This window comes from Thermotomaculum hydrothermale (genome assembly GCF_016592575.1).
Lineage (GTDB): Bacteria > Acidobacteriota > Holophagae > Thermotomaculales > Thermotomaculaceae > Thermotomaculum > Thermotomaculum hydrothermale.
The window spans coordinates 1,050,251-1,073,486 of record NZ_AP017470.1 but is presented as its reverse complement, the minus strand read 5'-3'; the positions used below and the strand labels follow the sequence as shown (position 1 = coordinate 1,073,486).

The window sequence follows — 23,236 nt, the reverse complement described above, 5'->3', positions numbered from 1 at the left end:
ATTATGGGAAAAATAAAAGCTGTTGTGACTGCCACAGGAAGTTTTTTTCCTGAAAGAGTGGTTGATAATCATTTTTTTGAAAGTTATCTTGATACTTCAGATGAATGGATTACAACAAGAACTGGAATAAAAACAAGAAGATTTTTGGAAGATGGTAAAGCAACCTCTGATATGGCTGTTGAAGCGGCAAAGGTTGCTCTTAATAGAAGGGGACTATCACCAGAGGATGTTGAGTGTATAATAGTTTGCACAGTTACTGCAGATATGCATTTTCCACAAACAGCCTGTCTTGTCCAGGATAAATTAGGTGCAAAAAATGCATGGGGTTTTGATTTATCTGCAGCCTGTTCAAGTTTTGTTTTTGGTTATGTTACAGCATGCAATTTAATTGAAACAGGTCGGTTTAAGAATGTTCTTCTAATAGGTGCTGACAAGTGCTCTTCTTTTATAAATATGCAGGATAGAAACACCTGTGTCCTTTTTGGTGATGGTGCCGGTGCATTTTTAGTTGAAGGAAAAGAAGAGTCTGAATATGGTTTTATTGACTGCGATTTACATGTTGATGGTTCTGGGGGTAAATACCTTTATATGCCTGCAGGTGGAAGCTTAAAACCTGCATCTGAAGAAACAGTGAAAAACAAAGAGCATTATGTTTTTCAGGAGGGAAGAGAGGTTTTTAAGAGAGCAGTTGTTAAAATGCCTGAATCAACAAAGGCTGTTCTTGAAAAAACCGGGTTAAGTGTTGAAGACATTGATTGGCTTGTTCCTCATCAGGCTAATATGAGAATAATTGAATCTGTTGCTAAAAGGCTTAAAATAGATAAAGAAAAGGTTATGATAAATATCCATAAATATGGAAATACAACAGCTGCCACAATTCCAACTTGTATTGATGAATATTACATTGAAGGCAAATTAAAGAAAGGCCAGACTGTTGTGATTACCTCATTTGGGGCAGGGTTTACCTGGGGTGCTGCTCTTTTTAAGTGGGGGATTTAAGTTTTTGGATTATTCTGGATTTTAAATTTTGAATTCTGGATTTTGGATTTTGGATTAATGATTTTGGATTAAGGAAAGGAATTTAAATGATATACGGGATATCCACACATCCCTTTGCATATGAAAAATTAAGTGGAGAGCATTTAAATCTGATAGCAGATTCAGGGTTTGATACTATTGAGATTTTTGCAAACAGAATGCAGGTTGATTTTGATGATGCATCTCAATTAATTGAAATTGCAAAGGCGGTTAACAACAATAATTTTTTTGTAAATTCTGTTCACGCACCTTTTTACTTCTCACTTGAAGGTTTAAGAAGTGGAATTTTTGTTGATATTGCGTCAGATGATGAGAATTTAAGAACAAAATCTGTTGAAGAGATAAAGGCTTCTTTCTCACTTGCTTCCATGTTTGATGTAGATTATTACATAATGCACTTTCCATACAAGGTTAACAGGGATTCAATGTTGAAAAGCCTTGAAGAATTGTTTAAGTTTGCTGAGCATCTTCAAATCAAACTTTGTTTTGAGAATATTCCAGGGAGAGAAACATCAGTAAGGCATATTGTTGAGTTTATTGAAAAAGAGATGGTGCCTGTCGGAATAGGTTTTGATATTGGTCATTCGAATTTAAATGGAGAGGTTTACTCTGATATTGAAAATTATGGGGTTTACTTTTACTCAAGCCACATACACGACAATTTTGGAGACAGGGATTCCCATTTGTTGCCTTTTGAGGGAAATATAAACTGGGATAAGGTGTTTGAACTTTTTAAAAAGGTTGATTACAAATGGGGAATGATGCTTGAAGTTAGAATGGCTGATAGAGATTCTTATAAATCCCTTCTTAAAAAAGCATTTAAGGTTACAAAAAAATTTAAAAAGTTGGAAAAAAAGTATTTTTAAACTGAAAAAGGGGTTTTATGAAGATAATAGTTGCGGAAACTGGTGGTTTTTGCTGGGGTGTAAGAAGGGCTATGGACAAAATCCTTGATTTATCAAGGAAAAAGGAAGAAATATATACATTAGGTCCTTTAATTCACAACAATCAGGTTGTTGCTCTTTTAGAATCAAAAGGGGTAAAGCCTGAAAAAAAATTAGAAAATTTAGATAAAGGTACAGTTGTTATAAGGGCTCACGGCACAACACCTCAGGTTTTAAATAATTTAAAAGAAAAGGGTCTTGATGTGGTAAACCTTACCTGTCCAAAAGTAGGTAAGGTACAGGGAATAATTAAGGGGCATATAAATAAGGGTTATCAGGTTGTAATTGTTGGTGATGAAGGGCATGCTGAGGTTGTAAGTTTAAAGGGGTATTCAAACAACACAGCTTTTGTTGTGGGAAGTGTTGAAGAGGCTGAAAAATTACCTGAGATGGAAAAGGTTATAGTTGTGTCTCAAACCACATTTAACTATGACGAATTTTTTAAAATTGTGGACAAGGTTAGAGAAAAGGCAAAGGAAGTAAAAGAATTTTGTACAATTTGCGATTCAACACACAGAAGGCAGGATGAGGTGAAGAAAATAGCATCCCAGGTTGACTGTATGATAATTATTGGGGGGAAGCATAGCGCAAATACAACGAGGCTTGCAGAGATTTCAAAGCAGTATTGCCCTGTGGTATATCATATTGAAACAGAAGATGAGTTAAAGGGTATTGATTTTTCAAATTTTGACAAGGTGGGGGTTTCTGCAGGTGCATCCACTCCAAGCTGGATTATTAACTCTGTGGTTGATTACCTTCGTTTTGTTGATGAAAAATCAAGGTTTTCAAAAAGAGTGTTAGGTATTGTTTTTAATTCAGGGCTATTCAGGGGATTTTCTGCTTTTGTTTTTTCTTATGGTTTATTGTCCCTTGCCAATTTTCAAGATTCATTAAAGTTTTCAGTGATTGCTTTTCTTTACATTTTTTCAATGACACTTTTTAATGGAATAATTGATTTAGAAGGGCTGAGATTTTCAAATCCAACAAAATTTTACTTTTTGAAAGAGAATAAGACTTTGTTAATTGCAATAGGTATTATTTCACTTACTCTTCTTGCTTTGTTAAGTATCAACATTTCTTTAAATGTGTTTTTTATAATCCTTTTAGCCTCTCTTTTAGGGCTTTTATATAGAATTAAATTAAGGCTTAAAGGTAGAATTATGAGGCTTTTTGATATACCTGGTTCAAAAAACATTATATATGCACTTGCATGGTCAATTGTTATTGTATTTAATCCCCTGTTTATTTATGGTAAATCAAATGCACTTTCAAGTTTTTTAATGTTTCTCTTTGTTTTTACTGTTGTTTTTGTGGGGTCAATTCTTTCAGACATAAAGGATATTCAGGGAGACAAGTTTTACGGAAGGGAGACATTGCCTATTTTAATTGGAACTGAAAGGGCTTTAAGGATTGCAAACTGGCTTGTAATTATCTTAATTTTGTTTATAGGGGTGGCAGCAATTACAGATGGACAAAATTTTTCAATGCCAATCCTTACCATGCTTTTTGGTGGTTACTATATGCTTGTGAATAAACTTGTGGTTAAGAAAAGAAATGTTTCTCCTCTTTACTATGAATTTTTGCTGGATAATTTTGCTTTAATCCCGGGGCTATTAGCTTTTGTTTTCTCTTTTTTTAAATGATTTTAAGAGGACATCGCTGTTTTTTACTGCTTTTTTGAGAAAATCAAAGTAGATTTTTTGTTTTTCATTTTCAGATAAATCAGAAGGTTTGTTTAAAGCATTCCTGTATTTGTAAATTGTGTAAGACAGGATAATAGCGCAGGCGACTGAAACGTTGAAACTTTCAGTAAAGCCATACATAGGTATTGTAAACTCACAGTCAGCATATTTTAACATTTCGTCAGATATTCCATCATGCTCATTTCCCACAACAAAGGCGTATTTATTTTCAGGAGTTATTTCAATATCAGTAAGTTTTACGGATTTCTCTCCAACATTTGCAACAAAGATTTTATACCCTTTTTCTTTTAAATCTTTGACACAAGGAGTAAAGTCCTTGTATCTATGAAGTTCAACCCATTTGTGACTGTACTTTGTTACTGCTTTATTTATCTCAAATTCGTAATCTTTTTCTATTATGTAAATATCTTTCAATCCCAATCCTTCTGCTGTCCTGATTATTGCGCTTGTATTGTGGGAATCTAAAAGGTTGTCCAAAACCACTGTTATGTTTTCTATTTTATTGTTAATTACCTGTTTAATTCTATTAAGCCTTTTTTCACTTAAAAGTGATTCTAAAAATCTTATCTCTTTTTCCATATCTTTACCTAAGAAAAAAGCCCCGATAAACGGAGCTTTTTATTAAACCTGAACTACTTCTTTTACTTCAGGAACTTCTTCTTTCAACCTTTCTTCAATGAAAAGTTTAAGGGTCATGGTTGACATAGGGCAACCGCCACATGCCCCTAAAAGCTTAACATAGACGGTACCGTCTTCGTATTTTAAAAACTCAACATCGCCACCGTCCATTTGAAGCGCTGGCCTGATATTGTTTAAAGCTTTTTCAATTTTTTCCTGAACTTCCATAATTCCTCCTTATTAATTACGCACAAATTATGCTTTTAATACCTCTGCGAGGATATTTATTCCCTCGTCTATAACTTCCTTTGTTACTGTAAGCGCTGGTCTAAACCTGATTGATTTTTCTCCTGATTTTAATACTGCAAGTCCTTTATCAAAACATTTATTGAAAACATCATCCCTGATTTCAGGAGACTCAAGTTCAATTGCTGCAAATAATCCTCTTCCTCTAATATTAGACAGTTTTACCTTTGATACTTCCTGTAATTCATGAAGCTTACTCAAAAGGTAATCTCCCATGTTGGCAGCATTTTCTATAAGGTTTTCTTCGTGAATTATTTCAAGGATTCTCTGAGCCCTTACCATATCCACGATGTTTGCTCCCCATGTAGAGTTAAGCCTTGAAGAAACTTTAAAAACAGAATCAACTTCATTTACCTTATCAGAAACCATTATTCCGCATACCTGTAGTTTTTTCCCGAATGAAACAATATCAGGAACAAATCCAAAATGCTCAAAACACCACATTTTGCCTGTTGCAGCAACACCTGTTTGTACTTCATCTACAATGTAGAGAATATCGTTTTCTTCTGTAATTTCTCTGAGCTTTCTTAAAAATTCCGGCCTGAAGTGATTGTCTCCACCTTCACCCTGAATAGGCTCAATAATAAGGCATGCAATGTCGTCCTTGTTTTCTTTTATTGCTTTATAAATCTCATCAATAGCCTGATTTTCCTTTTCAATTACCTTTGTAAGGTTTTCCTCAGTTAAAGGAAATTCGATTTTTGGGTTTGTAATTCTTGGCCAATCAAATTTTGGGAAGTATTTAACCTTTGTCGGGTCTGTATTTGTTAAACTCATTGTATAGCCTGTTCTTCCGTGAAACGCTTCTTTGAAATGAATTACCTTGTGTCCCTTTTCCTCTTTGTATCCCTTTTGAAAATTCTTTCTTACCTTCCAATCAAAGGCAGCTTTTAAAGCATTTTCCACTGCTAAGGCGCCGCCATCAATGAAAAAATAGTTTGGTAATTCAGGGTGTGCCCCTATTTTTGCAAAGGTTTCTACAAACTCAGCCATATAGGTTGTGTAAATGTCAGAGTTTGCTACCTTATGAATTGATGCAATTTTTAACCTTTCAACAAATTCCGGGTCTTTCATTTTTGGATGGTTGAATCCAAGTGGAAGAGATGCAAAAAAAGCATAAAAGTCAATGTACCTTTTACCATCCCTTGCATCCACCATATAACAACCTTCGCTCTTTTCAAGGTCAAGAACAATGTGAAAGCCGTCAACTAACAAGTGCTTTTCCAATGTTTTTAAAACATCATTAGGCTGAACCTTTATTGATTCCATAATCCTTCTCCTCTAATAAATTTTACCTCTGTATATTACCAGAATAGGTTATAAGGTCAATATATTTGTTGCAATTTATTTCAATAAATCGGGATTCCCTTTTGCCACATATTTAATTAAGGCTTCTTCAAAGAGAGAATCAGGGAATTTATTTTTGTCTGGGTATTTTTCCCTGAAAGCCTGATAACTTTTTTCAATATCTTCTTTTAATAGCTCCTTTAGATTTCCTTTTTCAAGGCCTTCTTTGATTTTTTCTTCATTATAAAGTTTAATATCACTTGCAAGAGCATTAACAAACCTTTTTGCTTTTTTCATAACAGGGTCTTCTTCTGCTTTTGAAGGTGTAGAAGGCGTTTCAGTTTTAGGTGGTTGTTCTACAGTTTTAAACTGCTGAGTTTTTATATCTTCCTGGTTTTTTAATGGAAGCAAATTTAATTCTCTTTCAAACATTGAAGTTGCTATTTCAAACAATTTAAAATCTTCTTTGTTGTTGAGCTCAAAAATGAAAAAGCCTGCCTGTTTGTATTTTATAAGTAGAGGAATTGCAATGGTAGATTCTAAGTTAAAAAAGGCTTTTAAATTATCAGGGAAAATAGGGTCTGATAACTTTTTAGGCTCCATAAAAATGATTTTGTTTATCTTGAAATCCTTTTGGGGTTTGTTCCCCTGGCCTTTTGCCGCATAGCATATAGCGTTGTTTCCCTTGAATATAAAAAAGCCTATGTAGTTTGTTAAATTAAATAAAGAGCTAAAAAAGTTTTCAATTAATTCTTTCTGGTTGGTGCTATTTTTTAAAGCAAGGTTAAGATTATATAGTGGGTCTATTGAAGTGCTTATGTTAGAAGCGCCTTGAGTTTGCGCCAATATCTTATTTATTAAAGGCTCAATTTCTTCTTCTGAAATATAAAAGTCTTTTTGAAAGATTTTTTCTATTTCAATTTTAAATTCGCTAATAAGTTTATCAAGCTTAAAATTAATAAATTGTAAAATTAAATCTTTTTTTGCTTCCATAACCTACTCCCTTTAATATTATTTCCTTTATTATATCTTAAAAAACACGTAAAGAAAATGGTTTTTAATTTTTTGGCTCTTTGATAATCTTACAACATTATTATAATAAATTCTTGACAATAACTCACTAAGGTTTTATATTAATAACGGTTGTAAAAAAGAATTTAGGAGGTAATTATGGGAAAAATAATAGGTATTGACCTTGGAACAACAAACTCTGTTGTTGCAGTTATGGAAGGGAATGACGTTACCGTTATCCCTAATCAGGAGGGAGCAAGAACAACTCCTTCTGTTGTTGCTTTTGCAAAAAATGGTGAAATTTTAGTTGGACAGGTTGCTAAAAGGCAGGCAATAACAAACCCTGAAAATACAATCTTTTCTATAAAGAGATTTATGGGAAGGAGATATGAAGAGGTAACCGAAGAGATGAAAATGGTGCCTTATAAGGTTGTTAAGGCTCCAAACGGGGATGTTAGGGTAGAGGTAAATGGAAAATTGTTTTCTCCTCCAGAAATCTCTGCGAAAATTTTGCAGAAGCTCAAAAAAGCAGCTGAGGACTATTTAGGTGAACCTGTAACTGAAGCGGTAATTACTGTACCGGCATATTTCAACGATGCCCAGAGGCAGGCAACAAAGGATGCGGGAAAAATTGCAGGTTTAGAGGTTAAGAGGATTATAAATGAGCCAACGGCTGCTGCTTTAGCATACGGTCTTGATAAGAAAAAGGACGAGACTATTGCTGTTTACGATTTTGGTGGTGGTACTTTTGATATTTCAATTCTCGAAGTTGGTGAAGGTGTTGTAGAGGTTAAATCAACAAACGGTGACACTCATTTAGGTGGCGATAACATTGACCAGAGAATTATTGACTGGCTGATTGATGAATTTAAAAAAGACCAGGGAATTGATTTGTCTCAGGATAAAATGGCTCTTCAAAGGCTTAAAGAGGCAGCAGAAAAAGCGAAAATTGAGCTTTCTTCAATGATGGAGACAGAGATTAATTTGCCCTTTATAACCGCCGATGCTTCAGGACCAAAACACTTAAACATTAAGTTAACAAGGGCTAAATTTGAGTCAATGATTGAAGATTTAATTGAAAAGACAATGGAGCCGTGTAAAAAGGCTCTTGAAGATGCTGGATTGAAACCATCAGATATTGATGAAGTTGTTTTAGTTGGAGGTTCAACAAGGATTCCTCTTGTTCAGAAAAAGGTAACTGAATTTTTTGGAAAAGAGCCTCACAAAGGGGTTAACCCTGATGAAGTTGTTGCAGTTGGTGCTGCTATTCAGGGTGGAGTACTTGCTGGAGATGTTAAAGATGTTCTTCTCCTTGATGTAACACCTCTCTCTTTAGGTGTTGAAACTCAGGGTGGGGTTATGACTGTTATGATTCCAAGAAATACAACAATTCCAACAAGAAAAACAGAGGTATTTACAACTGCTGCTGATAATCAGACAAGTGTTGAAATTCATGTATTACAGGGAGAAAGGCCTCTTGCAAAAGACAATAAATCTTTAGGTAAATTCCACCTTATGGGAATTCCACCTGCACCAAGGGGAGTTCCTCAGATTGAAGTTACCTTTGATATAGATGCTAATGGTATTTTAAATGTAAGTGCTAAAGACAGGGCAACAGGTAAAGAGCAAAAGATTACAATTACAGGCTCAAGCGGATTGTCAAAAGAAGAAATTGATAAAATGGTAAAAGAGGCTCAAGCACATGCGGAAGAAGATAAGAGAAGGGCGCAGTTAATTGAGGCAAGAAATAGAGGTGATTCTTTAATCTACCAGATAGAAAAGCTGCTTAAAGAGCATGCTGACAAGATTACTGATGCTGATAAGCAGGCTATTGAATCAGCTATTTCTCAGTTAAAAACTGCAATGGAAGGAGAAGATGTAAACGCAATTAATTCTGCAATAGATAACTTGACAAATGTATCTCACAAACTCTCTCAATACCTCTACCAGTCTCAGCAGACTGATGCTCAGGCAGGCACCCAGACAGATGCAGGTGCAACAAATCAAGGTACTCAGTCAAATGACGATAAAGGCGGTGACGACGTTGTTGATGCTGAGATTGTTGAATAAGGAGGAACGGAGAGTAAGCCATGAATAAAAAGGATTATTACGCTGTGTTGGGGCTCCCTAAGGGGGCCTCAATACAGGATGTAAAAAAGGCTTATAAAAAGTTAGCAAGAAAATATCACCCTGATTTAAACCCGGGTGATAAGCAGGCTGAGGAGAAGTTTAAAGAGATTTCAGAGGCTTATGCCGTTCTTTCAGACCCTAAAAAGAAAGAGCAGTACGACAAATACGGATTTGTTGGAGATGCTAATTTTGGACAGGATTTCAACTATCAGGATTTTCGCAATGTTGATTTTGATTTTTCAGAGATTTTTTCAGACTTATTCGGCGGAGGTAGAAAAAGCACAACATACAACGATTATTCATATTCAAATGCACCGCGCAAGGGAGAGGATATTCAATACTCAATGAGAATATCATTTATGGACGCTGTTCACGGTTTGACGACAAAGATTAAGGTAAATAGAAGTAAACCTTGTGATGCATGTGGCGGTACAGGTAAAGTTCCTCTGTCTTCTCCTCAAACCTGTCCAAGATGCAAAGGAACAGGGAAAGAAAGCGGAGGATTGCCTTTTTTCCACATGGAAAGAACATGTTCTCTTTGTGGAGGAACCGGAAGAATAACATTTACAAAATGCTCAAAGTGTAACGGGACAGGAAGAATTCCGTATGTTGAAACTATTAATGTAAGAATTCCAGCTGGTGTTGATAATGGTTCAAAGGTCAGAGTTCCTGGAAAGGGAGAGGCTGGTATTAATGGAGGGCCTCCCGGAGATTTGTATATAATAACTGTTGTGGAAGAGCATCCGTTGTTTAAGAGACAGGGAGATAATATCTATCTTAAATTGCCCATCACATTTTCTGAAGCTGCATTAGGTGCTAAAATTAAAATACCTACAATATACGGGGAGACAACTGTTAAAATTCCCCCTCAAACCCAGTGTGGCCAGAAAATAAGGGTGAGAGGTAAGGGAATAAAATCAAGGCTAACCGGTAAGAATGGAGATATGTATCTTGAGGTTGAGGTAAAAACTCCTTCTATAGTTGATACAAAGGTGAGGGAGTTGATGAAAGAATTAGAAAAGTATGAGGATAAAAATGCAATCAGGTCTCATTTTAAGGTGTAAGGGGGTGGTGCTATGGTAAAAGGCAAGAATAATGAACCGTACTATATGATAAGTGTTGTTGCAAAGATGTACAATGTCCACCCTCAAACATTAAGGCTTTATGAAAAGCATGGTCTTCTAAAACCTTCAAGAACTGAGGGAAATACAAGGTTGTATTCAAAAAAGGATCTTGAGAGGCTTGAAATTATACTCAATCTTGCAAGGGATTTAGGGGTAAACCTTGCTGGGATAGAGATAATTCTCAATATGAGAGAAAAAATGGAAAAGATGCAACAGGAGATTAATCAACTAACAATGGCCCTTCAAAAAATAATTGTTGAACATGTGCAAAATGGTGAAGAAAAAATCAAAAATGCTCTTGTAAAAATTCCAAGGTCTGGAATAATAAAACTTGATATTGAGAAGGAAGAAAAGTAGAAAATGGCGAAAAATTACAAGTTTTTTGAGGAAGAAGAAGCCTTAAAGCAGTATTTAAAACAGATAAATAAAATTCCCCCTTTAACTCCAGATGAGGAAAAAGAACTGGCAAGAAGGATTAAAAAAGGGGACAAAGATGCTTTAAGAAGGCTTGTAGAGGCTAATTTAAAGTTTGTTGTTTCAATTGCCAAAAGGTATAGAGGGAAAGGTGTACCTTTTATGGATTTGATAAATGAGGGTAACTTAGGATTGATTGAGGCTGCAAAAAGGTTTGACCCAGATAAAAATGTAAAGTTTATCACATATGCGGTGTGGTGGATTAGGCAGGCTATTATATCTGCAATAGCAGAGCAGAGTGGAATTTTTAAAATTTCCTACAAAACTTTAAATTTGATAAACAATGTTGGAAGAAAGTTTAACGAATTACAAAAAGAGTTAAACAGAGACCCATCACCGAGGGAATTGGCTGAGGCTATGGATATAGATGAATTATCTTTAAATTCTCTTTTAACCACTTATGGTGAACATAGGTCTCTTGATGATTATATATCGTCAGATACAGATGATTTAAACTATGAGGATGTTATTGAGCAGGAAAGTGTAGATGACGCTGAGACTGAGTTAATAAAAAAATCTTTTGTTGAGCATTTAATGGAGTCTCTTTCTATTTTGAGCCAAAGGGAGAGGGATGTTTTAATCCACAGGTTTGGTTTAAACGGAGAAGAACCTAAAACCTTGCAGGAGATTGGAAAAATTTTAAATCTTTCGAGGGAAAGGGTAAGGCAGATAGAAAAAAGTGCCCTTGAAAAAATTAGAAGGTCAAGGTACAAAAATATATTGAAAAGTTATTTAAATTAGTTTTTCTTTCCAGCAAACAAAGCAGAAGCAAAGTATAGCAAAGCCCCTATAGAGACAACAGTTGCTCCTGATGGTAAATTTAACTTATAGCTTAGAAAAAATCCTGAATAAAATATCACAAGGTTGATTAACATTGAGAAAAATATGATTTTTTTGTAATTGTCAAAAAATAGTATTGTAATTGCGGCTGGGATAATCAAAAAAGCAGAGACTAAAATAATCCCTATTAGTTTTATGCTTAGCACAATTACAAGTGTAAGAATTACTATAATCAAATTCTCAAAAAGATTTACAGGTAAGCCTGATGCCATTGCCACATTTTTATCAAAGGTTATAAAGATTATCTCTTTAAAAAACAGATAAAAAATTATGAAAACTCCAATCATTAATCCAATTAAAAGAAATAAATCTGATTTTGTTATCCCTAAAATTGTTCCGAAAAGGTATGACATTATGTCAAAGGTGTAATCTTTTTTTAATGATAGAAATATTACTCCCAATGCCATTGTAAAGGCAAAAAGAATTCCAATTACACTGTCGTATTCCGATTTTTCTCCGTGAATTGCTATCAAATAACCTGTTAAAAGACAGAAAAAAATAGCTGTAATGTATGGATTTAACCCTAATAGAATTCCCAGTGCCACTCCCCCGAATGCAGCGTGGGAGATGCCCACAGTTAGAAAAGACAATTTTTTCATTACAATGAAAAAAGAAAGAAAACCGAAAAGGATACTAATTATTGTCCCTGCAATTAGTGCGTTTTTTGCAAATTCAAACTGTAATAACTCAATCATGCTCGCCTCTATGACATCCTTTACAATGTGGATCGTGTACAAGAATTTGAATATTTGAGCCAAAAACTTTTTCTAAAACATCTTTTGGAATAGGTGTCCCGCTTTTACCATGGTAGTGAATTGTTTTGTTCAAACATGCTATTTTATCCACAAAGGTTGAAACAACACCAATATCGTGTGACACCATAATTATTGACATTTCTTTTTTATTTCTAATTTCAACTAATATTTTATAAAAATCTTCCTGAGCCACAATATCAAGACCTGTTGAAGGCTCATCCAGAATAAGAATTTTAGGTTCCATAGCCAGAGCCCTTGCAATAAAAACCCTCTGTCTCTGCCCACCTGAAAGTTTATTGATATTTTCGTCTTTTAAGTGGTCCATTTTTACAAGTTTCAGGCTTTCAAGTGCTATTTCTTTGTCTTTTTCCCCTGGTTTTCTAAATAATCCTATTTTGGGATATCTTCCCATTAATACTGTTTCAAAAACTGAAATGGGGAAATTTTTTGCAGTTTCCTCTCTCTGAGGAAGGTATCCAATTTCTTTTTTGTCAACTTCTTTTGGGTTTTTGCCTAAAACTTTAATTGTCCCCTTTGAATAGTCTTTTAATCCAAGAATAACTTTTAGTAAGGTTGTTTTTCCTCCCCCGTTGGGGCCTACAATTGATACAATTTCACCTTTTTCAACTTTGAGAAAAATATCTTCCAAAACAACTTTATTGCCGTATTTAACTTCTAAATCTTCAATAAAGATATAGGGTAAGCTCATTGATTTAAAGCCTGATAAATCTTCTCACAATTGTAAATTAAAAGGTTAATGTAAGAATTTCTGTCTTTGCTTTTTGGGTCGCCTATAGGGTCTAATTCAACCCTTTTTAATTTTAATTCTCTTTCGTAAATATCAATTACCTTATCTTTTGTGTTTAACCTGCATAAAAGAGCATCAGCTCCTCTCTTTTTGCCGATTTTTAAAATACTGGTAAGGTGTGCTATAGAAACTCTTTTGCTTTCTCCTGTGTAAATAGTGCCGATAATGTTTAATTTTAAATCTTTTGCAAGGTATTCCCATGCAGGATGGTATTGAATAACATTTTTTGTTTTCAGGCTTTTAAATTTTGCAAAGTAAACCTTATGGATTTCACTTAACTCTCTTGAATATTTTATTGCATTTGCAGTATAAAACTTTTTATTTTTAGGGTCTAATTTCATAAAAATAAGTTTTATATTTGAAATAATTTGATTCCCCCAAATGAAGGATAACCATATATGAGGATTTGCTGGCCTTCTTTGCAAATAGTACTTTTTAGCATCTTTTTTTAAGAATTTTTCAATCCAGCCGTCAAACTGTTTTGACACTCCAATAAATACATCTGCCTGTGCAATTATCTTTGCCTGTTCAGGGGTAGGCTCAAATGTGTGCGGGTTTGCATTTACAGGAATAACATATTTTACATCAGCCTTATCCTTCACAATGTTTGATACTATATCTGCAATTGGAAAAATTGAAGTTACAACCTTTGTTTTTGCAAATCCTCCAAAGGCAAATAGAATTATTAAAGGGTATATAATTAACTTTTTCATGCTTCTCCTCCATATTTTAAGTTCGCAAATATTATACCAAAAGGTGAAGATAAAGTATAATTTAAAAGGTTTTAGGTTTTAGGTTTTAGGTTTTTGGGGGGATGGGTTTGAGTTTTAAATTTTGAATGGTGGATTTTGAATGTTGGATTATGGATTGAGGATGTTTGATTTTTTAATTTTGAATTATGGATTATGAATTTTAGATTGAGGAAGAATTTTTTAAAAATTAACTATTTGATTTTTTGAATCTATAATTTAGCATTCAAAATCCAGAATCTATTTTTAAGGGGTTGTTGTGAAGTACTTGTTTGCTTTGTTTTTTTCTTACATTTTAGGCTCAATTCCCTTTTCTTTTCTTATTGCGTACTTTTGCGGGAATGTGGATTTGAGAAAATCGGGAAGCGGTAATGTTGGGGCAACAAATTTATACAGGTTTTGTGGGATAAAGTATGCATTTTTCGGTTTTCTTTTTGATTTTTTGAAAGGCTTTTTCGCTTTATATATTTCTCAGAGGTTTTTAGGAATAAATGGATTAAATTTGATATTAACTGCTTTTGCAGTAATTTTAGGCCATGTTTTCCCTGTTTTTCTGTATTTTAAGGGAGGCAAGGGGGTAAGTACAACTGCCGGGGTTTTGTTTTTCCTTGATTATAGGATTTTTATAATAATTTTTAGTTTTTTCTGGCTAATATACTTTTGGAAAAAAATTGTTTCCCTCGCTTCTGTTTTATCAGCTTTGTTGTTAATTATTCTTTCAATTCTCTTTTTTAGTTTTGGGATATTATCACTTGAGAGAGCGATGTTTTTCGGGATAATAGGGTTTTTAATAATTGTTTTTCATAGGAATAATTTGAAAAGGCTTATTAAAAGTGAGGAAAAGAGAGTAAATGAATGACAGAGTGAAGGCATTCTGGTGGATGGTGCTTGCATCTTTATGCTATGCCTTTTTAGCCATAGATTTTAAATTTCTTGCTAAAAGGTATCCTGTTTTTGAGATGATATTTGCAAGAAATTTCACCGCTTTTGTTTTTTTATCTTTCTTTCTAATTTTAAGAGGTATTGAAAAAATAAAGTTCAGAAATTTAAAACTTTTAACGGCAAGAGGGGTACTTGGTAGTTTTGCAGCCTTGTTTTATTTTTACGCACTTTCAAAACTGCCTGTTGCAACAGTGATTACTATTCAAAAAACAGCCCCTTTTTTAATAATTATTTTGTCGTGGTTTTTTTTAAAGGAGAAGAGTTCAAAGTATAAATTTATAGCGTTTTTCATTGCCTTTGCTGGAATTCTTCTAATTTTTAAGCCAGGATATAACTCTGGTAAATACTTCTATCTTTTTCTTCCTGTTTGTTCTGCTTTTTTCTCTGCCATTGCGCATACGATAATCAGAAAGTTAGGGGAATCAAATGAGCCTGCTGTTATTGTATGGTTTTTCTTTTTTGTTTCAAACTTTATACTTGCCCCTTTGATGATTTACCAGGGGATAGAAATTCCAGACGGTGTTTTTGACTGGTCTCTTGTTTTACTTTTAGGGGTGTTTACAATGAGTGCTCAACTTTCTATGACAAAGTCATACTCTTTAACAAAGGTTGGTGAAGCAAGCCTTTACTCATATATAAACATTCCATTTGCAACATTTTTAGCTTTTCTTTTCTTTGGTGAATTGCCTGATAAAGTTTCTTTTATCGGTATTTCACTTGTCCTTTACGCAGCCTATGTAAATTACAGAGAAAAGATTTTGATATAGAAAAAGCCGGGAATTCCCGGCTTTAATCTAACTTCTTGTTTTTTCTTTGGCTTTGTCTATTATGGGGCGTTTGCCTTTTTTGTTTTTCTTTATTGTGTGAAGTAAAACCTCTGCGTCTTCAAAGGGAAGGGTAACAAAGGAAAAGTTATCAAAAATCTTTATTCCTCTGATTTTTCTGCTTTCAATATTAATATGCTGTTGAATAAGTTCAATCAATTTGTGAACATCATAGCCGTGTTCTTTTCCCCTTGCAATAAAGAGCCTCGTTGTTCCCTTGGTGTCAATTGATGGCTCTGTTATAGGTTTATAACTTTCAGGGTCTAAGTCTTCTCTGTAGGCTATTTTCAACAATGCGGCTATTACCTTTTCAGGTGATGAAATCTCAAGCATTTCTTCCGCAATTTTTAAGTAATGTTCAAGGTGGTTGTCCCCGATAGTGTCCTCTATATCTGCTTTTAGTTTGGTAATCTTGTTTTCAAGTATCTTGTCTGCACCGGGAAGTTTTTCTTTTTTTATATCCGCCTTTGCGATTTTCTTGATAAAAATAAGGTTTCTGTACTCCCCAGGGGTGACGAAGGTAATTGCTGTCCCCTCTTTTCCAGCCCTTCCTGTTCTTCCTATTCTGTGGATATATGTTTCAGGGTTTTGAGGAATAGAGTAGTTGATAACATGGGTTAGGTCTGATATATCAAGTCCCCTTGCTGCAACATCGGTTGCAACAAGTATGTTGATATGTCTCTTTTTAAATTTTCTTATAATCCTTTCCCTTTGAAACTGTGATATATCCCCGTGCAGACACTCTGCGTCGTATCCCCTGTCAACCAATTTATTTGCCACTCTGTCTGCCTCAACCTTTGTTCTGGTAAATATGAGGCCATAGAATTCAGGCTCAAAGTCAATAATTCTGCAAAGTGCTTCAAATTTATCCCTCTCTGCAACCTCAAAATATATCTGGTGGGTTAAGTCTGTTGTCTGGCTTTTCTTTTTTATCCTGATAATTTCGTATTTCCCCATGTATTTTTCAACAAGTTTTAAAATCCTGTCAGGCATAGTTGCGGAAAATAGAAGCATTTTCTTTTCTACAGGTGCATGGTTTAAAATCTCTTCAATATCATCAATAAATCCCATGTTTAACATTTCATCCGCTTCGTCAAGGATAAAGTATTTTATTGAATCAAGTTTTAAGGTTCCCCTCTTTAAGTGGTCTAAAATTCTTCCAGGTGTTCCAACAACAATGTCAATCCCCTTTTTTAATTTTCTTATCTGTTCTGAAATAGACTGCCCACCGTAAATTGGAACAATGTGCAATCTTTTTCTCCCCTTTAAAGAGTTAATCTCTTCTGCAACCTGAATTGCAAGCTCTCTTGTTGGGGTTAAAATTATTGCCTGAACATTTTTTGAACCGCCTTTTAGTTTTTCAATTAATGGTAGCCCGAAAGCGGCTGTCTTTCCTGTTCCTGTCTGTGCCTGTCCGATTACATTTATATCCTGATGCAATAGAATAGGTATAACTTTTTCCTGAATCTCTGTAGGCTCTTCAAAGCCTTTCTTCTTAAGCGCAAGTAATGTATTATCGCTTAAGCCCAGTTGTCTGAATTTTTCTAATCTTTCCATAAAATCTCCTAATTTTAGTCAAACGGATTAAGTATATGTTATTTTTGAAAAAAAGTATATATAAACATTTTTGTTGAATATAATTTTAAGATTTTTTTGTCAAAAAAAAATTTGAATTTTGTATTTTTTTGTGCTATTTTTGTAAAAGAATTACAAAAATGAGGTGTAAAATGATTTTAAATTTTTATGTTTCAAACTTCAGATCAATATACGAGGAAATAAACTTGTCTTTTGAACCTGTTTTCAGAAGAAATGAGTCTGAAAGTGAATACAAATACTTTATTAATAAAATTGGTAATGAGAATATTCTAAAATTGGCAATAATTTATGGCGCTAATGCTTCTGGCAAAACAAATATATTGAAAGCAATAGATTTTTTTAGAAATTTTGTTTTATTCCCTCCTAAGGATAAAAATGAAGAAATTGGAGATAGTTTTTCTTTTAGAAATTTTTATAAACCTTTTTTATTAAGAGGTGATGAAGAAAATTCTTCATTAACTTTGGAATTTTTTGCTAAAGGTATTAGATATCTTTATTCGGTTATTTTTAATAAAAAACAGGTGGTTGAAGAGTATCTTTATTTTTACAGTCCTAAAAAATCGCTGGTATTTAAGCGTTTTACAATAGATGGAAATGTAGAAATATATATTGGTAATAAATTTAAAAGAAAGATAAAAAAAATTCAGAAAGAACAACTTCTGTTAAATACTTTTCCCAATCAATTATTTTTATCATCTTTTTTAAAAGTTAATTTGCCAATAGAGGAAATAGAAAATGTGCTATTCTGGTTTAAGAGTATATTAAAACCAATTATAACTCCATCAACTCGTTTAACAGGGTGGGTTTTTGAAAAATTGTCAAAAAACGAATTAGACAAAAAAATTGCATTAGAAGTTCTGAAAAGTGCAGATTTTACTATTGAGGACTTTAATTTTAATGAAATAGAACTGGAAGGAAAAGATTTGTCACTTGCAAAATTTCTTGAGGAACTTTTATCAGATATGAAAAACAGCGAAAAATCGGAAGATGTTAAAGAAAAAATAAAAGGTTTGGAATTATTTGTAAAACATAATATTAATGGCAAAGAAATGATACTTGATTTTGAGGAAGATGAATCCAGAGGAACTCACAGATTTTTTGAATTGTCGCATATAATTTCACTATTAATGAAAAAACCATGTGTAATCCCTATTGATGAAATTGAAGCATCCCTTCACCCTGACCTTTTAAGGTATTTTTTGGAACTTTTCCTGTTGTATTCACATCCTGAATCTCAATTGATTTTGACAACTCATTCAAGGGAATTGCTTAAAGAGATGGATATTTTAAGACATGATATTTTATGGTTTACCGAGAAAAAGGAAGATGGTTCAACTGATTTGTTTGCTCTCACTGATTTTAGTTCTAATGTAATAAGGGATACATCTTCAATTTACAACAAATACAAATTAGGGAAGTTAGGAGCAGTTCCTAATTTGGGATTTTTTAATCCCCCTTCAAAGAATAAATAATCGTTTTGGAGAAATATTTAAATGAGAAAAAAAGGAAGAGCAAATAGAAGAAACAAGAAGAGACAGGAAAAGAAGCTTCTGGTGATTTATGTGGACGGTGAAACTGAGGTGTGGTATTTCAATTTAGTAAAAAAGCAATTAGTAAATGAGAAAGTTTTTTTAAAATTAATGCCGGAAATAGCAAAAAGTGGTACTCCTGAAGAAAAATTAGTGGAGTTAAATAAATTTATAAAAAAGTATCAAAGAGAGTTAGAGCAAGCATATTTATTACTTGATTTTGATACAATAAGAAAAGAAAGTGATTGGTATCAGAAAATTTTTGATATAAGAAAAAAAAAGAGAAAAAGGATAAAAGGGGAAATTTTAAATGAAAAAATAAGAATTATTGTTAATAATCCGTGTTTAGAATATTGGTTTCTGCTTCATTTTAGTAATACTAAACGGTTTTTTGAAAATTGTGATTCTGTTATTCAAGCTTTGTCAAAAGAAGTAAAAAATAATTGGGAAATTGAAAATGGATATAAAAAACATGAAAAAGAGTTTAAGAATTTTTGTAATAGATTATATAGAGAGGGATTGTTTAAGGTGTTGAAAGAGCCTATTAAGAGAGCAGAAAATATTGGTTTTTTAAATGGATTAGAAGATATTGATAAAAGTGTTGCTGAAATTTTTGTTATTTTTAAGCATATTAATAAGTTAAGAAGATAAATTCTTCCATTTTTTATAATAGATGAGGATGGCCTCTTTTAACTCTTCAATGTTTAATTTTTCCTTTGCGGAGATAAAGATTGCGTGGGGGTAAAGGGCTTTTACCCTATCTAAGTGCATTTTGTTTGTTAAGTCTATTTTGTTAAAAATCAATAGTTTGGGTATTTTTTCGCACTCTTTTTGCAACTCTTTGTGTACAACCTCAATCTCTTCTTCAAAGTTGTTTGAGGTAATATCAACAAGTTGGATTATAAGGTCTGAATAGGTTATAACTGCAAATGTTGATTTAAAGGAAGCGACAAGGTGGTGGGGGAGTTTTCGTATAAATCCCACCGTATCAGATAAGACAGCATACCTGTTTTCATAAAGGTGGAGTTTTCTTGTTGTTGTGTCAAGTGTCATAAAGAGTTTGTCTTTAGCGCTGACATTGGCTTTTGTTAAGGTGTTCAAAAGGGTTGATTTGCCTGCATTAGTGTATCCTGCAATTGAGATTTTAAATATGTTTTCCCTTGATTTATGAATATGTTCCTTTCTTGACTCTATCTTTTTTAACTCTCTTTTTAGAAATGCTATCCTTTTTTGAATCTTTCTCCTGTCAAGCTCAATCTGCTTTTCCCCCTTTCCCCCCTTTACTCCTATTGCACCAACCTGCTGGGCAAGGTTTGTTTTTCTCCCTTTTAATTCAGAAAGTATTGTTTTTAATTCTGCTAACTCAACCTGAATCTTTGCCTCTTTTGTTTTTGCGTGGTTTTTAAAAATCTGTAATATTACATTTTCCCTGTCAATGGGGGTTAGCCCTGTTATTCTTTTTATATTCCTCTTTTGAGAGGGTGAGAGTTTGTTGTCAAAGGCTATGTAATCTATATCTTTTGTTTCAAGTGCAGAGAGAAAGCCCTCTCCAACATAGGTTGCAGGGTGTATTTTGTACCTGTTTTGAATAGCCTTTTTTACAACCTCAATATTTAGAGAGTTTAAAAGCCTTTCTAACTCTTCAAGGTGAAGTTTGAGGGTAATTTTATCTGTGTCTGGTGTTTTTGCCTCAACTATTATTGCTTTTCTCATCTTTACCGCTGATTACAAGTAATATTATGAAAATAAAAAGGAAAATGTATGGGATAAAGGGATAAATTTTCTGAAAAATTGTTTGTTTTTTCAAAAGGGGTATTTTTGCTTTTAAAAAACCTGCTTTGTCAATTATCAAATCTTTTACAATTTTTCCTTCAGGGTTAATTAAAACAGTATAGCCGTTGTTTGTTGCCCTTATTAAGTATCTATTATTCTCTATTGCCTTTAGCCTTGCCTGTGCAAGGTGCAGCATTTTAGCCTTTTTGCTTAAAAACCATTCATCGTCTGTTTGGTTGACGATTAGGTTTGCATTTTTTGAAATTTTTGCAACATAGCCCTGAAAAATATTTTCAAGGCAAATAGGGGTTGCTATTTTTATTTTTCCAAATTGCAAAGGTTTAACTTTTTTCCCTGCTGTGAAATTTTCATAGTTTGCAACTGCTAATGGTAGTTTTTGAATAATTGAGTGAAAGGGGAAGTATTCCCCAAAAAGCATAAGGTGATTTTTGTCGTATCTATCTTTTGAATTTTCAGTTAAAAGTATGTTTGAGTTAAAAACATTATCGTTTTCTTCAATTATGGTGTTGTAAAGTATAGCATTTAACTTAAATCTATTTAATATTGCTCTCATAATCTCATCCCTTTCATAACTTCTCTGAATGTCGTCTGGAAGGGATGATTCGGGAATAATTAAAACCTTATTCTTGCATTTGTCTTCTATTTTTTTAAGCAAGGTGAAAAATTTACTCCTTTTTACTTCAGGCAAATCCCCGTCGTAAATACACGGCTGGATTATTATTGTGTCAAGTTTTGAAAAGGGTTTTTCAGATTCTAAATTGTTTGAAATTAAACCGTAAACAGGAAGCAAAATTATAATTGCTATTGCAGTGTAAAGGTGCTTTGTGTTTTTTGTCTTTAAAAATACAAAAAGCAGGGTGTTTATTAAAATGATTATAAAGTCAAGCCCCCATTCCCCCCCAGATTTCAACACTTTTACATAGCAGTGGTGTTGAGGATAGTGTTGAGGAAATAGAGTAGGGGAATATTAAAGGAAGGAGATTTGTTAACAACGGAAAGAAAATCGCAGGGAGAATTATGTTTTTCTTTAAAAGGTAAGGAAAGGCAAGTAAAAAGATAATAAATGGAAGAGTTTGCCAGATTGAAAGCGGTAAACCTAAAATATAACTTAAAAAAGCAGGTAATTTCCCATAGAATTCTATTGTTTTTATAGCCCAGAAAAAGTTTAAAGCAAATATTGAAATTCCGAAAAATAACGATAGAAAGATTTTTTCTTTTAGGTTTTCTGCTTTTAAGATTCCATAAAAAGCAGGTATAAAGAAAAGAAAAGCAAGGAATGAAAGGTTAAATGGATAGAGAGAAAGGGTTATTAAAATTGCACTTGAAAGAACAAACAGGTATTTTTTCATTATTCAACCGTCATAACATGGAGAAGGTTTGTTGTACCTGGTTTTCCAAATGGTATTCCCATTGTTAACACTATTTTATCCCCGCTTGAAGCAAAGCCTGTATTTTTCAGGTATGGATTTAAGAATTGAAAGATATCGTCTATTGAGTTAATCTCCTCGCATAAAACAGGGATTACTCCCCTGTATGCCACACATTGCCTTGCAATGTGCCTCTCTGTTGTAAAGGTAATTATCCTTGTTGCAGGCTTTTGCTTTGATATCAACAGTGCTGTGTGGCCTGATTTTGTAAATGCAACAATGTATTTTACATCAAGGAGGTGGGATATTGCGGCTGCGGAGAATGAAATAGCAAAGTCGCTTCTCTCTTTAAGCCTTTCCTGCATGATCTTGTTTAGGGTAACAGGTTTTAGATGTTTTTCCGCTGCCTTTGCAATCCTTTCCATTGTTTCAACAGCTAAAACAGGGTATTTTCCTGTTGATGTTTCCCCTGAAAGCATTATTGCATCTGTGCCGTCTAAAATAGCATTTGCAATGTCTGTAACCTCTGCCCTTGTTGGGGTGGGGTGCTCTATCATTGATTCAAGCATCTGGGTTGCAGTAATTACAAATTTATTTTTTCTGTTTGCTATTGATATTATCCTCTTTTGTTCAAAAGGCACTCTTTCAAGGGGTATTTCAATCCCTAAATCCCCCCTTGCAACCATAACTCCGTCTGATACCTCAATAATTTCCTCAATACATTTAAGTGCTTCAGGACGCTCTATCTTTGCTATAACCTTTATGGGTGCTCCTTTTAGGTGCTGTTTTACAATTAAAATATCTTCCGGCTTTCTGACAAAGGATACTGCTAAAAAATCAAGGTTGTTTTCCTTTGCAAACTCAATAAATTCAATGTCTTTTTCTGTTATTGAAGGGGTGGAGAGTTCAACTCCCGGTATGTTTATCCCCTTATGAGGCTTTAAAACAGCGTTGTTTAAAACCTTACAGGTTACTGTGTCTTCCTCTTTTTCTATTACCTTCAACCTTAAGTTTCCGTCGTCAATTAATATTAAATCCCCTTCAGATACATCTTTTATCAGGTGTTTGTAGGTTGTTGATACTATTTCTTTTGTCCCGACAATTGGTTTAACTGTTATCTTTAAGGTTTCTCCAGCCTTTAACTGGTACTCTTTTTCTTTTAATTCACCTATTCTAATTTTGGGGCCCTGCAAATCTCCTAAAATGCCTATAAATCCTGCCGTTGTTTTTTCAACTTCTCTTATGTTTTTTATAAATTCAAGGTGCTGTTCTTTTGTGCCGTGGGAAAAGTTAAGCCTTGCAACAGCCATTCCAGCTTCAAAAAGCTTAAGCAAGGTTTCTTTATCCCCTGAAGCAGGCCCAATTGTGCATACAATTTTAGTAAGCGCTTTGTTCAT

General features: G+C 33.7%; 23 protein-coding genes. 11 read left to right on the top strand and 12 right to left on the bottom strand.

Translation table 11 applies throughout. The annotated features are described in order from the left end of the window. The first annotated feature begins 3 nt into the window (after positions 1-3). The 3 genes from TTHT_RS04900 (at position 4) to ispH (ending at position 3,625) form a co-directional block, all read left to right on the top strand. Complete coding sequence (locus TTHT_RS04900; RefSeq protein WP_201328921.1) at positions 4-999, top strand: beta-ketoacyl-ACP synthase III; 996 nt, start codon at positions 4-6, stop codon at positions 997-999. An 86-nt stretch (positions 1,000-1,085) separates the two neighbouring features. Further along, on the top strand, positions 1,086-1,904 hold the full coding sequence (locus TTHT_RS04895) for a sugar phosphate isomerase/epimerase family protein (protein ID WP_201328920.1): 819 nt from the start codon (positions 1,086-1,088) through the stop codon (positions 1,902-1,904). 17 nt (positions 1,905-1,921) lie between these two features. Continuing rightward, entirely contained in the window at positions 1,922-3,625 is a 1,704-nt protein-coding gene (gene ispH, locus TTHT_RS04890; RefSeq protein WP_201328919.1) for a 4-hydroxy-3-methylbut-2-enyl diphosphate reductase, read from the top strand. Here the strand turns inward: ispH and TTHT_RS04885 are convergent. From TTHT_RS04885 to TTHT_RS04870, 4 genes are all read right to left on the bottom strand, one after another. After that, entirely contained in the window at positions 3,596-4,264 is a 669-nt protein-coding gene (locus TTHT_RS04885; RefSeq protein ID WP_201328918.1) for a TrmH family RNA methyltransferase, read from the bottom strand. The genes ispH and TTHT_RS04885 overlap by 30 nt on opposite strands. 42 nt (positions 4,265-4,306) lie before the next feature. Then, positions 4,307-4,531, bottom strand: a complete 225-nt coding sequence (locus TTHT_RS04880) for a NifU family protein (protein WP_201328917.1) — start codon at positions 4,529-4,531, stop codon at positions 4,307-4,309. Between the two features lie 27 nt (positions 4,532-4,558). Further along, on the bottom strand, positions 4,559-5,878 hold the full coding sequence (gene lat, locus TTHT_RS04875; protein ID WP_201328916.1) for an L-lysine 6-transaminase: 1,320 nt from the start codon (positions 5,876-5,878) through the stop codon (positions 4,559-4,561). A gap of 75 nt (positions 5,879-5,953) precedes the next feature. Further along, positions 5,954-6,889, bottom strand: a complete 936-nt coding sequence (locus TTHT_RS04870) for a hypothetical protein (RefSeq protein ID WP_201328915.1) — start codon at positions 6,887-6,889, stop codon at positions 5,954-5,956. Between the two features lie 177 nt (positions 6,890-7,066). Here TTHT_RS04870 and dnaK point away from each other — a divergent pair, with 177 nt between their 5' ends. The 4 genes from dnaK to TTHT_RS04850 are packed head-to-tail and all read left to right on the top strand — an operon-like array spanning position 7,067 to position 11,376. After that, positions 7,067-8,977, top strand: coding sequence for a molecular chaperone DnaK (gene dnaK / locus TTHT_RS04865; RefSeq protein WP_201328914.1), 1,911 nt, complete (start codon positions 7,067-7,069; stop codon positions 8,975-8,977). Positions 8,978-8,997: 20 nt separating this feature from the next. After that, positions 8,998-10,101: a molecular chaperone DnaJ gene (gene dnaJ / locus TTHT_RS04860; RefSeq protein WP_201328913.1), complete on the top strand. Its 1,104-nt coding sequence runs from the start codon at positions 8,998-9,000 to the stop codon at positions 10,099-10,101. Between the two features lie 12 nt (positions 10,102-10,113). Continuing rightward, entirely contained in the window at positions 10,114-10,518 is a 405-nt protein-coding gene (locus TTHT_RS04855; protein ID WP_201328912.1) for a heat shock protein transcriptional repressor HspR, read from the top strand. 3 nt (positions 10,519-10,521) lie between these two features. Further along, positions 10,522-11,376: a sigma-70 family RNA polymerase sigma factor gene (locus tag TTHT_RS04850; protein ID WP_201328911.1), complete on the top strand. Its 855-nt coding sequence runs from the start codon at positions 10,522-10,524 to the stop codon at positions 11,374-11,376. Here TTHT_RS04850 and TTHT_RS04845 read toward each other — a convergent pair. Genes TTHT_RS04845 through TTHT_RS04835 form a run of 3 tightly spaced genes read right to left on the bottom strand, consistent with a single transcriptional unit; the run spans position 11,373 to position 13,751 of the window. After that, positions 11,373-12,170, bottom strand: a complete 798-nt coding sequence (locus TTHT_RS04845; protein ID WP_201328910.1) for a metal ABC transporter permease — start codon at positions 12,168-12,170, stop codon at positions 11,373-11,375. The two genes, TTHT_RS04850 and TTHT_RS04845, sit on opposite strands and share 4 nt — an antisense overlap. Further along, entirely contained in the window at positions 12,163-12,939 is a 777-nt protein-coding gene (locus TTHT_RS04840) for a metal ABC transporter ATP-binding protein (protein WP_201328909.1), read from the bottom strand. The genes TTHT_RS04845 and TTHT_RS04840 overlap by 8 nt, the downstream gene beginning before the upstream one ends. Continuing rightward, positions 12,936-13,751: a metal ABC transporter substrate-binding protein gene (locus TTHT_RS04835; RefSeq protein WP_201328908.1), complete on the bottom strand. Its 816-nt coding sequence runs from the start codon at positions 13,749-13,751 to the stop codon at positions 12,936-12,938. Before TTHT_RS04835 ends, TTHT_RS04840 begins: the two co-directional genes overlap by 4 nt. A 295-nt stretch (positions 13,752-14,046) precedes the next feature. On the opposite strand from TTHT_RS04835, the gene plsY reads away from it, so the two are divergent. Continuing rightward, complete coding sequence (gene plsY / locus TTHT_RS04830) at positions 14,047-14,646, top strand: glycerol-3-phosphate 1-O-acyltransferase PlsY (protein WP_201328907.1); 600 nt, start codon at positions 14,047-14,049, stop codon at positions 14,644-14,646. Further along, complete coding sequence (locus TTHT_RS04825) at positions 14,639-15,496, top strand: DMT family transporter (protein ID WP_201328906.1); 858 nt, start codon at positions 14,639-14,641, stop codon at positions 15,494-15,496. The genes plsY and TTHT_RS04825 overlap by 8 nt, the downstream gene beginning before the upstream one ends. Before the next feature lie 27 nt (positions 15,497-15,523). Here TTHT_RS04825 and TTHT_RS04820 read toward each other — a convergent pair whose 3' ends face one another. Then, positions 15,524-17,110: a DEAD/DEAH box helicase gene (locus TTHT_RS04820; protein ID WP_201328905.1), complete on the bottom strand. Its 1,587-nt coding sequence runs from the start codon at positions 17,108-17,110 to the stop codon at positions 15,524-15,526. 170 nt (positions 17,111-17,280) lie between these two features. Between TTHT_RS04820 and TTHT_RS04815 the strand changes: the two genes are divergently transcribed. Beyond that, positions 17,281-18,621 (top strand): AAA family ATPase, encoded by a 1,341-nt coding sequence (locus TTHT_RS04815; protein WP_201328904.1) that lies wholly within the window; start codon positions 17,281-17,283, stop codon positions 18,619-18,621. A gap of 21 nt (positions 18,622-18,642) precedes the next feature. Then, on the top strand, positions 18,643-19,329 hold the full coding sequence (locus TTHT_RS04810; RefSeq protein WP_201328903.1) for an RloB family protein: 687 nt from the start codon (positions 18,643-18,645) through the stop codon (positions 19,327-19,329). Here TTHT_RS04810 and hflX read toward each other — a convergent pair. The 4 genes from hflX to pyk are packed head-to-tail and all read right to left on the bottom strand — an operon-like array spanning position 19,318 to position 23,236. Beyond that, on the bottom strand, positions 19,318-20,391 hold the full coding sequence (gene hflX, locus TTHT_RS04805; RefSeq protein ID WP_201328902.1) for a GTPase HflX: 1,074 nt from the start codon (positions 20,389-20,391) through the stop codon (positions 19,318-19,320). The two genes, TTHT_RS04810 and hflX, sit on opposite strands and share 12 nt — an antisense overlap. Beyond that, positions 20,369-21,385 carry an apolipoprotein N-acyltransferase gene (lnt, locus tag TTHT_RS04800; RefSeq protein ID WP_201328901.1) on the bottom strand — a complete coding sequence of 339 codons (1,017 nt, stop codon included), beginning with the start codon at positions 21,383-21,385 and terminating at the stop codon, positions 20,369-20,371. Before lnt ends, hflX begins: the two co-directional genes overlap by 23 nt. Next, a complete protein-coding gene (locus tag TTHT_RS04795; protein ID WP_201328900.1) occupies positions 21,354-21,821 on the bottom strand; it encodes a hypothetical protein in 468 nt (155 codons plus the stop codon). The genes lnt and TTHT_RS04795 overlap by 32 nt, the downstream gene beginning before the upstream one ends. Then, positions 21,821-23,236, bottom strand: a complete 1,416-nt coding sequence (gene pyk, locus TTHT_RS04790; protein ID WP_201328899.1) for a pyruvate kinase — start codon at positions 23,234-23,236, stop codon at positions 21,821-21,823. Before pyk ends, TTHT_RS04795 begins: the two co-directional genes overlap by 1 nt.